Source organism: Alloiococcus sp. CFN-8, assembly GCF_049943125.1.
In the GTDB taxonomy this organism is placed as follows: Bacteria; Bacillota; Clostridia; order Clostridiales; family Clostridiaceae; genus JAEXZL01.
The window spans coordinates 694114-707694 of sequence record NZ_CP188040.1 but is presented as its reverse complement, the minus strand read 5'-3'; the positions used below and the strand labels follow the sequence as shown (position 1 = coordinate 707694).

General features: G+C 35.6%; 9 protein-coding genes and 1 pseudogene. 9 read left to right on the top strand and 1 reads right to left on the bottom strand.

The annotated features are described in order from the left end of the window. Window positions 1-193: 193 nt before the first annotated feature. From ACPWSR_RS03150 to ACPWSR_RS03140, 3 genes are all read left to right on the top strand, one after another. Window positions 194-961, top strand: a complete 768-nt coding sequence (locus ACPWSR_RS03150; RefSeq protein ID WP_426350249.1) for an ABC transporter ATP-binding protein — start codon at window positions 194-196, stop codon at window positions 959-961. Beyond that, a complete protein-coding gene (locus ACPWSR_RS03145; RefSeq protein WP_426350248.1) occupies window positions 954-2954 on the top strand; it encodes an ABC transporter permease in 2001 nt (666 codons plus the stop codon). Before ACPWSR_RS03150 ends, ACPWSR_RS03145 begins: the two co-directional genes overlap by 8 nt. 685 nt (window positions 2955-3639) lie before the next feature. Beyond that, on the top strand, window positions 3640-4020 hold the full coding sequence (locus ACPWSR_RS03140) for a hypothetical protein (RefSeq protein ID WP_426350247.1): 381 nt from the start codon (window positions 3640-3642) through the stop codon (window positions 4018-4020). A 496-nt stretch (window positions 4021-4516) separates the two neighbouring features. On the opposite strand, the gene ACPWSR_RS03135 is transcribed toward ACPWSR_RS03140, so the two are convergent. Next, the gene (locus ACPWSR_RS03135) at window positions 4517-5584 is read right to left on the bottom strand and encodes a L,D-transpeptidase family protein (protein WP_426350246.1); all 1068 of its coding nucleotides are present in this window, start codon (window positions 5582-5584) and stop codon (window positions 4517-4519) included. A gap of 358 nt (window positions 5585-5942) precedes the next feature. Between ACPWSR_RS03135 and ACPWSR_RS03130 the strand changes: the two genes are divergently transcribed. The 6 genes and pseudogenes from ACPWSR_RS03130 to ACPWSR_RS03105 all read left to right on the top strand — a co-directional run bounded on the left by ACPWSR_RS03130 (window position 5943) and on the right by ACPWSR_RS03105 (window position 13515). Continuing rightward, entirely contained in the window at window positions 5943-6230 is a 288-nt protein-coding gene (locus tag ACPWSR_RS03130; RefSeq protein WP_426350245.1) for a hypothetical protein, read from the top strand. Window positions 6231-6371: 141 nt separating this feature from the next. Then, on the top strand, window positions 6372-7052 hold the full coding sequence (locus tag ACPWSR_RS03125; protein ID WP_426350244.1) for a copper homeostasis protein CutC: 681 nt from the start codon (window positions 6372-6374) through the stop codon (window positions 7050-7052). Between the two features lie 1167 nt (window positions 7053-8219). After that, complete coding sequence (locus tag ACPWSR_RS03120) at window positions 8220-9674, top strand: basic amino acid/polyamine antiporter (RefSeq protein WP_426350243.1); 1455 nt, start codon at window positions 8220-8222, stop codon at window positions 9672-9674. Between the two features lie 258 nt (window positions 9675-9932). Continuing rightward, window positions 9933-11323: pseudogene (locus ACPWSR_RS03115) on the top strand (citrate/2-methylcitrate synthase). Between the two features lie 100 nt (window positions 11324-11423). After that, window positions 11424-12128: an SDR family oxidoreductase gene (locus tag ACPWSR_RS03110; protein WP_426350242.1), complete on the top strand. Its 705-nt coding sequence runs from the start codon at window positions 11424-11426 to the stop codon at window positions 12126-12128. A 382-nt stretch (window positions 12129-12510) separates the two neighbouring features. Then, complete coding sequence (locus tag ACPWSR_RS03105; RefSeq protein ID WP_426350241.1) at window positions 12511-13515, top strand: ABC transporter substrate-binding protein; 1005 nt, start codon at window positions 12511-12513, stop codon at window positions 13513-13515. Window positions 13516-13581: the final 66 nt, after the last annotated feature.

The following is a 13581-nucleotide window of genomic DNA, read 5'->3' as shown; positions in this document are numbered from 1 at the left end:
TTGATGATTTTTTACAACAAATTACGATAGTAAAATAAAGTGGTTTTTTTAAATGATTCTGGGAGGGTAAATATATTATACTTCCTTTCAATACTGTAAGGTTAATGTAGAGGAGATGTAAGAGGATTCTATGTAAGGATATATTCTCTTTTTTTATAATACAAATAAGAAAACATTCAGGGGGGATTATTACATGGAACTTTTACAGGTGGAAAATATCAAAAAAATATACACTACTCGTTTTGGAGGAAATAAAGTACTTGCCTTAAATAATGTTAATTTTTCTGTTGAGGAAGGTGAATATGTTGCAGTTATGGGAGAGTCTGGTTCAGGAAAGACCACGCTATTAAATCTTCTTGCAGCATTAGATAAACCTACTGGGGGAAAAGTGCTATTAAACGGAAGAGATATCACTACAATAAAAGAGAAGGAAATTTGTAGCTTTAGGAGGGGTAATCTAGGTTTTGTATTTCAGGATTTTAATCTTCTAGATACATTTTCTGTAGAGGATAATATTTTTCTTCCTCTGGTACTGGCCAGAAAAGATTATAAGGAAATGCGAAAAAAGCTGGAGCAGTTATCTGAGAAGCTAGGAATAAAGAATATACTTAAAAAATATCCCTATGAAATTTCAGGAGGACAAAAGCAGAGAGCCGCCGTTGCACGTGCTTTAATAACTAATCCTAAACTAGTTCTTGCCGATGAGCCTACAGGAGCACTGGATTCTAGGGCTACCGATGAACTTTTAAGACTCTTTGAGGCTATAAATGAAGAGGGACAGACAATTCTTATGGTGACTCACTCCACCAAGGCTGCAAGTCATGCTAAAAGAGTGCTTTTCATTAAGGATGGTGAGATATTCCATCAGATATATAAGGGAGAAAGCACAAAGGAGGAAATGTATCAAAAGATTTCTGATACCCTTACCATGATAGCTACCGGGGGTGTTAGAAATGCATAAAATTTTCTATCCTAGGCTGGCGGTGGAAAACATAAAGAAAAATAAGAGGACCTATGTTCCATATATTCTTACAGGGATAGGTATGGTTATGATGTTCTATATGATTGCTGGTCTTTCATATAGTAGAAAGCTTGCTTCTATGGCTGGTGGTCCTCAAATGCAGCAGATATTATTTTTGGGAATGATAGTAATAGGAGTGTTTTCAGCTATATTTTTATTTTATACTAATAGTTTTCTTATGAAGAGAAGAAAAAAGGAACTGGGGCTATACAATATTCTGGGGATGGAAAAGAAGCACATAGGAAGAATTATTTTTTATGAAACTATTATTGTTTATGGCCTTAGCGTAATTTTGGGTCTTATATTAGGTGCAGTATTCAGCAAGGCACTGGAGCTTCTGCTCTTTAGAATTGTCCATTTTCAGGTTTCCTATAGCTATGAAATTATACCTAAGGCTATAGTAATTACAGCAGTATTATTTTCTGGAATATACTTCTTGTTCCTACTAAATAGTCTCAGGCAAATCATTGTTTCAAAGCCTATTGAGCTTTTAAAGGGAGGACAGGTAGGAGAAAGAGAGCCGAAGACAAAGTGGATATTAACCTTAATAGGCTTCGTAGCTCTAGCTTATGGCTATTATATTTCTATAACAATAAAGGAACCACTTCAGGCACTTATTATGTTCTTTGTAGCGGTAATCCTTGTTATCATAGGTACCTATCTTCTCTTTATGACAGGAAGTATAGTAGTTTTAAAGTTATTAAGAAGAAATAAAAAGTATTATTATAAAACAAATCATTTTATATCTGTATCGGGAATGCTCTATAGGATGAAGCAGAACAGTGCAGGTCTTGCTAACATATGTATTCTCTCTACTGCAGTACTTGTCATGATATCCTCTACGATTTCTCTTTACATAGGTATTGAGGATGTCATGAGAACCAGGTATCCAAGGAATATGGTGATTACCTCCAACGATTACTCTGAGGAATATATTCAGGGAGTGGAAAAAGCAGTTAACGGTGTTCTAGACTCTTTTGATGAAGAGGCTATAGATTTACTGAACTACCGCAGCCTAAGCTTTTCAGGAATAGAGAAGGAAGGGAAAATATACCTTGATAGAACAGCTCTTGGAGAAGGAATAGAGAATGTAACTACTATGATTAGAACCATATATTTCATCCCTCTAGAGGATTATAATAGGCTAATGGGGGAGGACAAATCCTTGGAGGACGGCGAAATACTTATCCACTCTAACCGTACAGAATATAAGGAGGATACCTTAACTATTGAAAAATATGGAACCTTTAAGGTAAAGGAGGTTATAAAGGATTCTCTGGGAAATGGAGTGACAGCCATGAATATGGTGAGCAGCTATCAAGTGGTGGTTAAGGAGATGGAAGTTATAGAAGAGCTTGACAGCCATCAGAAGGAGCTCTATGGAGAATTTAGCTCTAATCCCAGCTATTATTATGGGTTTGATTTAAAAGCCGATAGTGAAAAGCAGCTAGATATATATGACGCCATTAAAGAGGAGTTAAGGTTTGATTTTGCTGATAGCTTTGTAGAAGCATCGGCCTATGAAAAGGACTCCTTCTATGCTGTCTATGGTGGACTTTTCTTTCTTGGTATTTTCCTTGGAACCATATTTATATTAGCCACTGTGTTAATAATCTATTATAAGCAAGTGACAGAGGGGTATGAGGATAAGGATCGTTTCCTAATACTTCAAAAGGTTGGCATGACTAATGATGAGGTGAAAAAAACCATCAGCTCACAGGTGCTTACAGTATTTTTCTTACCTTTGATAACTGCAGGAATTCATATGGTCTTTGCTTTTCCCGTGGTATATAAGCTATTGAATTTATTTAATTTAAATAACCTTAAGCTTTATATACTTTGTACATTGGTTACTTTTCTCGTATTCTCAATTTTTTATGGTGTGGTATATGTATTAACCTCTAGGACATATTATAGGATTGTTAGGGAATAGCTTAAGTAATTAGTATAACAAAGTTTTTAAATTTAAGTATTATGAAGGTCTCTAACTTTGATATGAGTCTCTATATGGGATGATGAAATATAAAGTCCTATATGCAGGCAGTATAACATTTGCAGGGTCCTTTATTTTGCTAAAAATATAAAATCGGACAAACACCCCCCGAACGAATTCTCAGTTCTATGGTGCCATCCACTTTACAAGATACGACTATAAGAGACATGTTTTTATGCTATCTATAAAGGTGAAGCATAAAAGACATGTCTCTTTTTTTAGTGATATTTTGTTGAAGTTGTAGCTGTTAAGGCTGTGAGAATAGGAAAGTTAAATTATGAGAGGTATGATGGAATAAGCCTATAAGCTTTGCATAGGGACTGTTTTTTTGTTTACACCCTTCTGCGCCTACAGTATAATGTTAATATAATATTAATACTATTTTAATTTTTAGTGTTATTAATAATATTTAAAAAGTATATTGGTAGTAGAGAATAGGGTTAGTTATTCTATATTCCCGAAGAATAAAAGAGAAGGATTATTTGTACAAGGTGCAATGACGTTTTATATAAACAGAATGGGGGATTAGTATGAGTGAAAATAATGGCGGTGGATTGACTTTTTGGCAGGTTGTACTTGCTGTATTCTTAGCATTATGCCTTTTCTCTGAAATTGGATAAGGTATATGGAGATAGCTAGAAAGAAAAATATTAATATCCTTTTTATTACTTTGTCAATTTATGCTTTTAATAGGTTTTATTTAAAATCTATTATAGAAATACCTGTCCTATCAGTTATTCTAAGGAATCACTTTAATGACTTTTTAGCAGGTGTAGCCTTTTTAGCTTATCTAAATTTTATATTATCTTATTATAAAATGGGTAAATATCAGGTTAACAATTTTATTGGTGCTATTATTACTGCTTTTCTTTGTGGTGTTTTTTGGGAGTTTATTACCCCTTTATATAAGGTTAATAGCACTAGCGATTGGTTTGATATTCTTGCGTATATACTTGGATCGTCAAGCTACATAATAATGACCAAAGTATTACGTCTATGGCCATAGCAACTTTTATTCTAAAAATAAAGTATTTCATTGAAAATCGATAATTATATTTAAATACCTTATAGGACTCCAAAATATGGAGTTCTTTTCTTATTCCTAAATTTTTTGTGTATAGATTTTATGATGATGTAGCAACTGGATTGATCGCTAGGACATGCTATAGGATTCGTAGTGAGTAGTCTGTGTAATAATAGCAAAAAAGTTTATTCTTTAAGGGTTATAATACATCCTAATTATTAACTAAAAAAATACCCCATTTGCTAGATATTAAATTAAGCCTAGCATATGAGGGTGTTTTTAGTAAGTGTTACACTGTTTTATTTACTATGTACTCAATGATTCTATTAAATATGCATTTAGCTATTTTGCTTACTATGTGTTTCTAATGTAATAAATCATTAAATGTAAGGTAAGTATTATTTTGTTGTCTAATCTCTAGGTATACTCTATTAATTTTAATATATAGTGATAAAAAATATTATTAAATAGAAGTGAATCAATAGTATTTCAAGTTGTCTGCACCAGTGGTGATTATTATCTGAGCTCCTGGTCTAACATTCTGCATTAGATAAAGCATGTTGCTCTCGGTTACTGATACACAGCCCTCAGTTACTTTATTACCTCCATCTACATGAAGGAATATAGCTGATCCCTTGCCAACTACTTGATTCCAGTTGAAGCCTATGACCATAGCATACTTGTATTGCTTTTGATAATCTGCTAGCCTCTCTCCTCCTTCAGTGTATACTGGGTCTGTTCCTTCATACCATCTATTATAGTAGCTAGGATCAATTCTTGAAGAGCTCCAGTGAGAGGTAGGGGTAATCTGTCTAAACTCCAGTTGAGTTCCTGGATTGCTTGTCCCAAAAGCGAACATTATAGGAAAAGAACCTGTGGGTGTTGTTTTATCTCCTTCAGTACGATTGCTTGAGAAGCCTCTAGAGCCATGCCAGGCATCACATTCAAATACTTTAGTCCAGTTGCCATTACCATCCTTATTCATGAGATAAAGCCTTTTATTTATAACTAATATTATCTGATTACTTCTTTGAGCAGTACTGGTAGCAGCTAATCTTTCCTCCAGGGTTGGCTCTGCAGGAGGTGGTGTCTTAGCTGCCTCTTCCTGGGCTTTTTTCTTCTCCGCCGCTAGCCTGGCAGCTTCCTCAGCCTTCTTTTGATCTTCTGCTCTCTTCTGTGCAGCTGCTTCTTCAGCCTTCTGCTTTTCAGCAGCGACTCTTTGAGCCTCCTCTTCTGCTTTTTTCTGCTCTTCAGCTATTCTTTGCTCCTCAGCCTTCCTTGCTTCTTCAGCTATGCGCTGCTCCTCAGCCAATCTTGCAGCTTCTTCCTGGGCTTTTCTCTCTTCTTCTAGTCTAAGCATTTCCGTTTCAGCCTTCTGCTTTTTAGCTTCCTCAGTCTTCTGTTTTTCAGCTTCCTCAGCCATCTTTTCAGCGGCAATGGTTTTATCTACTCTATCTGAAGCACTCTTGGAGCTTGCCCATCCAATAAATAAAAACAGAGATATACTTAGAAATATTATTGTGATGACAGCTTTATATTTTTGCATTATAGCCTCCTTATATTATTTATGATGTAGTTTCATATCACTCAATTTATCTTTAATTATCGCCTATAAATGATAAAAATTAAAAGTTGTTTTATGCAAATTAACAGTAAATTTATAATTTATTGTTAGTTTATAAAAAGTTATGCAGTATATCAATAATTTTTCATGGTAGGTCATTGTAATGTCACAAAAACTAAATCCTTGATTGAAAACTAACTTTTTTTAAGAATATAAACAGAAGTTAGTTTTTCAATTTACATCACAATAAAATTACACTTGTAAGGTGACTTTTATCAGTAAATAATATACAATAATTCTACAATATTGCATATAATGCTTTATACTAGGAGGAGTTAATATGAAGCTTTATAAAAAGCTTATCCTTGAAGCTTTAGGAGTTAAGAAGTGGTTTTATATAATTGCACTTATAATTATTATTGTACCAATAGCCATAGTAATGGTTTCTGGTGTAGGTTTTTCTGATTTGTTCTCAAAAATTTTTATATCCACTGCACTTATATTAGTTGTTATAGGAAGGGCTTTAACAGCCTGTAGCAGAAGTAAGGGAGATAATAGATTATATAATGATATTGCAGTTATAATAGCCCTTTTATTAATTATATTTTCTAGGATTCTAAAGGGATAAAATATATGGGCATCTTCTATAATGAGGGTGCCCATATTCTATATAATATTGACACCCCCCGAACAGTTTCTCACTTCTATGGTGCCATCCAGCACTATGTTATAATAAGTAAATATAAATTAGTTATAAGGAGATACATATATGATAGAAATAATTGCTGCAACGGTGGAGGATGCTATTAAGATAGAGAGCTGTGGAGGAGAACGAATTGAGCTGGTTTCTGCTCTTAGTGAGGGAGGCTTAACTCCTAGCTATGGAACTATAAAAAATGTTGTCAGCAGTGTAAACATTCCTGTTAACGTTATAATAAGACCTCATTCAAAGAATTTTATTTATAGTGAGGAAGATATGAAAGTAATGATTGAGGATATAAATCTTGTGAAAGAATTAGGTGCCAATGGTGTTGTTATCGGTGTTCTTACAGAGAATAATGAAATTGATAATAGTAAGCTAGAGAGGCTTATTAAAGCTGCGGATAAATTAGATATTACCTTTCATAGGGCAATAGAAGAGGTTAATAATATAGTAGAATCGGTAAAGGTGCTGAGCAAGTATCAAGAGATAACTAATATACTGACTTCTGGTGGCAGTGGAAGAATTGAAGATAACATAGCGGTATTGAATGAAATGACCAGACACTCAGGAAATATAAGAATATTAGCTGGCGGTGGATTGAACCTTAATAATATTCAGGATATAATTAGAAATTCATCAGTGAAGGATTATCATTTTGGAACGGCAATAAGAGAGGGGAATAGGTTTAATGGGGAGATTGATGAGGATAAGCTTAGGAGGCTGGTGGGGATAGTAAAAAATAGGTAAGAGCTAAGATGTAAGAAGTAAGAGTTGAAGAGAGGGAAATTATTAGCTGCGGGATAATAGGGAGATTATTGGGCTGGGAGTCAATAGGTGAGAGAAAATGGAGAGCAGAGAAAAGAGAAGAGAGAATAGAGAATAGAGAATAGAAAAGAGCAAAAAGAAAAGAGCAAAAATAAAAGAGTAAAAGAAAAGAGCAAAAAGAAAAGAGCAAAAGGGGATTAGGTAAGAAGTAAAAACTAAGAAGTAATAGGTAAGGGATGAAAGAAAAGAACAGAAAGATAAGATGAGAGGGAAGAGGTAAGAGGTAAGAGGTAAGAGGGAAGAGGTAAGAGTTAAGAGCTAAGAGTTAAGAGATAAAAAGATAAGAGATAAGAGATAAGAGGTAAAAAGATAAGAGATAAGAGGTAAAAAGATAAGAGATAAGAGATAAAAAGATAAGAGATAAGAGATAAGAGATAAAAAGTTAAGAGATAAGAGATAAAAGATAAGAGGTAAAAAGATAAGAGATAAGAGATAAGAGATAAGAGATAAAAAGTTAAGAGATAAGAGATAAGAGATAAGAGATAAGAGATAAGAGGTAAAAAGATAAGAGATAAGAGATAAGAAGATAAGAGATAAGGGATAAAAAGATAGGGATAAAAAGATAAGGGGTAAGAGATAAGAGAAGAGGGTATAAGGATAAGATGTAAGATGAAGTGATAGGGAGAGAAATGGGTGTAATAGGTGATGAAAGATATCAAGGGAAAAATTAATAGAAATTGAAAAAAAAGCTTGATAGTTGGTGGTTTTTACTTAGAATATAATATAGGTAGTTTTTAGAGTTGAGATAATAGCTAAGAAATAAGGAGTAAGGACTAAGATATAAGAGCTAATGAATGGGGGATATTGGGACTGTAGAGATGGGGGATGAGATGTAAGAGGGGACAAGTTATTGTAGAAGTTATAGGGTTGTACAATTGGAAAAGCTGATGTTTGGATATAAGCTTTGTGCAGTGAGACAATCTTATGTAGAAGATGCGAAATTGTACAGTGTATAAGCTGTGTGGCTGTGACCAGAAAATAAGCTTTATGCAATAAAAGTTTTATATACACAAGAAAAATATAAGAGTTAAGACTCTTTTATAAAAAACTATGTAAGTTGTTATGGATAAATATTTAGGAGGATGGTAAATGAACAATCAAGGCGGCAAAGTGGAAACAAAGGAGTTAGGACTATTTAGTTTGATTGCAGTTATAATTGGTTCTACTATTGGGGCAGGTATTTTTAGTTTAGCAGGAGACATGGCTGCTAATGGAGCTAATACTGGAGGAGTATTGGTAGGCTGGTTGGTATGTGGTGTGGGCATGTTTGCTCTTACTATGTGCTTTTTTGGATTGAATAAGATAAAGCCGGAGCTGAAAAATGGAATATACAGCTATGCCAGCGAAGGCTTTGGAGATTTTTTAGGATTTAATTCTGCCTGGGGGTATTGGATCAGTGCACTCTTTTGTAATGTAGCCTATACAACGCTATTATTTGCCGCCATAGGTTACTTCTTTCCTGTCTTTGGTGAAGGTAATAATATAATATCTATAGTCTGTGCATCTATAGTAATTTGGCTTATTAACTATCTGGTTTTAAGAGGGGTTAAGGAGGCTGCTGGGATTACTATCATAGCCACAATAGGCAAGCTTTTGCCTATATTTATCTTTATATTAGCCGTAGTTTTCGCCAGGTCCTTTAAGCTTTCGGTTTTCTTGGATAATTTTTGGGGAGAGCCAGATGGCTTGGGCTTTTTAAGTCAGGTGAAAGCCACTACTGCAGCTACAGTATGGTCTTTTATTGGTGTAGAAGGAGCTGTAGTATTATCTGCTAGGGCAAAAAAAGTTTCTGATGTGGGCAAGTCTACGATTATAGGCTTCGTTAGTATATTTTTGATATATTTATTAACATCTGTGTTAAGTATGGGTGTGATGCCAAGAGAAGAGCTGGCTAAGCTAGCTAACCTTTCTATGGCAGGGATATTGGAGGCTGCTGTAGGACCCTGGGGAGCTGCCCTTATCAATTTAGGTGTTATACTTTCTCTAGCAGGTGCACTTTTGGGATGGACAATCATAGCAGCAGACTGTCCCTATTCAGCAGCAAAGATTGGTGTATTCTCTAAGGCATTTGCAAAGGAAAACAAAAATGGAGCTCCGGTATTTTCCCTTTATGTGACCAATGGAATAGTACAGCTTTTCTTGATTGTAATATATTTTAATGAATCCACCTATCAAGCTTTTTATACCCTCTGTGCAAGCATGATAATGATTCCTTATCTTTTCAGTGCCTTATATTATGCTAAGGTAACCCTATCTAAGGAGGGGTCTGAGCTGATTGATAAAAAGAGTCTGCCATGGGAAAAGCTTATTGGTATTTTAGGAACGGCTTATGGCATCTGGCTTCTTTATGCTGGAGGAGTTATGTACTTGCTTATTTCAGCAATATTATATGCTCCAGGAATTCTAGTATATATTAAAGGAAAGAAGGAAAAGCAAGAAAGGTATCTGGATAATGCTAGAGATAGGATTGCCGTGGGAGTGATTCTATTAGTAGCTTTAGTTTCCTTAATACTCATTTTAAATGGAAGTATAAATCCCTTTTAACATAAATAATTAAATATTTATAGGATAAAAACACTTTATGGACAAGTTTCCATAGGGTGTTTTTTAGTGTAATCTGATCGGTGAAAATATTTCAAATAGTTTGACAAATTAACTTAGTGAAGTTAAAATATTAACAATAACTTCCTTATTTAATGCTTTCTTATATGAGTCTAGGGGAGATAAATTTTAAATAGAAGTAGCTAAAATAATATTTATTATTCAGGGAAGTATAAGATTTTGATGGTTTGGGAGGGAATTATGGCTAAGAGGGATTATTCAAGGATAACTGATGAAATACAGGAGCTTACGGGGCTTAGTAAAGGTAATTGTGTAATAGATAAGAGCTTGTACGAAAAACATAAGGTGTATATTGGATTAAGAGTTTTAAATGGTAAGGGAGTATTGACTGGCCTTACTCAGATTTCCGATGTTCAAGGTAAAAGGATTGTAGATGGTGTGGAGCTTCCTTGTGAGGGTAAGCTTTATTATAGAGGATATGATATTGAAGATATTATTGAAGGGCTAATAAGGGATAATCGTTTTGGCTTTGAAGAAATAACATATCTATTAATAACAGGAAATCTTCCTACAAAAGAAGAGCTGGACTGCTTTAACAAGACTCTTGCCAGCTATAGAAGTCTTCCTAACTCCTTTGTGAGGGATATTATTATGAAGGCACCCAGCAATGATATGATGAATTCTTTAGCAAGAAGCGTACTAACTCTTTATTCCTATGATAATAATCCAGATGATACGAGCATAGAAAATGTAATGAGGCAGTGTCTTCAGCTCATAGCTGTATTTCCCATGCTATCAGTCTATGGCTATCAGGCATATGATTATTATATAAGAGATAATAACAGCTTCTTCATCCATGAGCCCCTAGAGAATTTATCCACGGCAGAAAACATTCTTCGTATGTTGAGAATAGATAGTAAGTATACAAAGCTGGAGGCCAGGATACTAGACCTTGCCTTGATTCTCCATGCTGAGCATGGTGGAGGTAATAATTCAACCTTTACCACCTGCCTAGTAAGCTCTACGGGCACAGATACCTATTCTGCTATGGCTGCAGCTCTTGGTTCCTTAAAGGGTCCAAAGCACGGGGGGCAAATATAAAGGTACGAGAAATGATAAAGGATATTAAAAGTGAGGTCAGGGATTGGAAGGACGAGGAAGAGATAGACGAATATCTTCTAAAAATACTCCATAAAGAGGCCTTTGATAGGACTGGGTTGATTTACGGGATGGGACATGCTGTTTACTCTTTATCAGACCCAAGGGCTAGAGTTTTTAAAGGCTTTGTTGAGAAGCTTTCTGAGGAGAAGGGATTAGAGGATTAATATAAGCTCTATACAAGTATTGAAAAAATAGCTTCTAGAATTATTTCCCAGGAGAGAAAGATATACAAGGGAGTAAGTGCTAATGTGGATTTTTATAGTGGTTTTGTATATGACATGCTGGGAATTCCTTTGGAGCTCTTTACACCAATATTTGCCATGGCTAGGATTGCCGGGTGGGGGGCTCACAGAATTGAAGAGCTTATTAATGTGAATAAGATTATAAGGCCTGCCTATAAAAATGTGGATACTAAAAGAGCTTATGTTAATATTGGGCTTAGGAATAGCCAGGAGCTTGTTTTAAAATAAGATAATATTGTACTGAAATTCCTTCCTGAAGGAAAAAATATTATGTAAGGATATTCCTTTAAATGGTACAATTAAAGCAACATGGAAGGAGGTGGTGGATATGTTTAAAAATAAGGTAGCCGTTATAACTGGAGGTGCCCGTGGAATTGGTAAGGTGATTGCTGATGAGTTTATTAAGAATGGAGCAGCAGTCTGTATAATTGACAAGGAGCCTGGCCCTCATTTTGTGGGGGATATTGCAGAGGAGAACATTCTTAAGACCTTTGTAGAGGAAGTAATCTCGAAACATGGGCATGTTGATTATCTTATAAACAATGCCCTTCCTCTGATGAAAGGAATAGATTCCTGTTCTTATGAGGAGTTTAACTATGCTTTAAAAGTAGGGGTGACTGCACCATTTTATCTGACACAGCTTTTACTGCCATATTTTGCACCAGGGGCAGCTGTTGTTAATATTTCTTCCTCCAGAGATAGGATGAGTCAGCCAAATACCGAAAGCTATACTGCTGCTAAGGGAGGGATATCAGCTTTAACTCATGGATTAGCCGTTAGTCTTGCTGGAAAGGTTAGGGTGAATAGTGTTTCCCCTGGATGGATAGACACAGCTTTTACTGAATACACTGGTGCAGATGCTGATCAACATCCAGTGAGGCGAGTGGGTAACCCTCTAGATATTGCTAATATGGTGCTGTATCTTTGCTCTGAGAAAGCAGGCTTCATTACGGGAGAAAACATATGCATTGACGGAGGAATGACTAGACAGATGATTTATCACAATGATTTTGGTTGGTCCTTTAAACTGTGAAGAAAGTTTAAATTTAAATGGTTTAATTTTCAGATAAAGGTATTGACTTCAACGTGATAAAGTGATTTAATAAATACAAGCTATTGAAACGGAGATAAAACTGCAGGCGCACTTCCAGAGAGCTCGGAGGATGGAAACGGGCAGAAAGCGGGGCAGACAAATGGACCGTTGAGGTGTAAGGGGAAAGGTCTAAGGACTTAGTATCCTGTTTCCGGGGGCTCCCGTTATAGAGCAGAGAAGTGATAGCTTCTTATTGAGTGGCCATATTTTTTGGCAAACAAGGTGGTACCGCAGGTATGATAGATAACCTGTCCTTGTGCATAGCGCACAGGGACAGGATTTTTTATTTTATACTGATTTATTTGGATGAAGGAGGATGTATATGAAAAAAATATTTACAGTATTTTTAATGTTTATGATGATTTCAGCAGTGACAGGATGCTCTTCATCAGGAAAAGAGGGCAAGGAGGAAGGTGTACATAAGGTGGCTATTGTACAGCAGATGGATCATGCTTCCTTAGATGAAATCCGCATTGCCATTGAGAAGGAGCTAGAGGCAAAGGCTGAAAGTCTAGGTATTACAGTTGAATATAAGGTGTTTAATGGCCAAAATGACTCTTCAGTATTGAATCAGATTGGAAGTCAGATAGTATCTGATGGCTATGATGTCATTATCCCCATAGCGACACTAGCAGCACAGAGTATGCAGGCATCTGCTGAGGAGGAGGAAATTCCAATTATTTTTGCAGCTATATCAGATCCTGTGGGAGCCGGACTTGTGGAGAGCTTGGATAAGCCTAATTCTATGGTAACGGGGACAAGTGATTATCTCGATGCCTCTCAAATACTTGATATGATGCTTGCACAAAATCCCGATACTAAAACCGTAGGCCTTTTATATAGCAAGAGTGAAGACTCCAGCGAGCTTCCTATTAAAGAAGCTAAGGAGTTCCTTGACAGTAAAGGGATAAAATATATTGAAAAGACTGGTACTACTACTGATGAGATAAGTCTGGCAGTAGACAGCATGATAGGTAAGGTTGATGCGGTATTTACTCCCACAGATAATACGGTAGCTGCTGCAGAGATAACTATAGCGGAAAAGTTTATAGAAGCTAAAATACCACATTATACAGGAGCTGATTCTTTTGTTCGAAACGGCGCTTTTGCAACCTGTGGAGTTAATTATACAGATTTAGGTACAGTTACCGCAGATATGGCTGTGGATATATTGCAAGGTGCTGATGTAAAAACCTATCCAGTACATGTGATGGAGGGTGGAATAATTACTGTAAATACTGAAACTGCAGAAGGAATTGGAGCAGATTACAGCATGTTTAAGGAAATGGCTTCTAAGGTAGTAGAGGTTGTTACTAGTGAAGATTAGGTTTTTATTTACTTATCCTTTGTGGACTGGAATTAAATTATCATCATAATTAATATTTAGGAGGAT

Coding starts and splice junctions, on each gene's coding strand:
- ACPWSR_RS03120 (WP_426350243.1), top strand. CDS start 8,220: ATGAACAATCAAGGCGGCAAAGTGGAAACAAAGGAGTTAGGACTATTT.
- ACPWSR_RS03110 (WP_426350242.1), top strand. CDS start 11,424: ATGTTTAAAAATAAGGTAGCCGTTATAACTGGAGGTGCCCGTGGAATT.
- ACPWSR_RS03145 (WP_426350248.1), top strand. CDS start 954: ATGCATAAAATTTTCTATCCTAGGCTGGCGGTGGAAAACATAAAGAAA.
- ACPWSR_RS03125 (WP_426350244.1), top strand. CDS start 6,372: ATGATAGAAATAATTGCTGCAACGGTGGAGGATGCTATTAAGATAGAG.
- ACPWSR_RS03105 (WP_426350241.1), top strand. CDS start 12,511: ATGAAAAAAATATTTACAGTATTTTTAATGTTTATGATGATTTCAGCA.
- ACPWSR_RS03150 (WP_426350249.1), top strand. CDS start 194: ATGGAACTTTTACAGGTGGAAAATATCAAAAAAATATACACTACTCGT.
- ACPWSR_RS03130 (WP_426350245.1), top strand. CDS start 5,943: ATGAAGCTTTATAAAAAGCTTATCCTTGAAGCTTTAGGAGTTAAGAAG.
- ACPWSR_RS03135 (WP_426350246.1), bottom strand. CDS start 5,584: ATGCAAAAATATAAAGCTGTCATCACAATAATATTTCTAAGTATATCT.
- ACPWSR_RS03140 (WP_426350247.1), top strand. CDS start 3,640: ATGGAGATAGCTAGAAAGAAAAATATTAATATCCTTTTTATTACTTTG.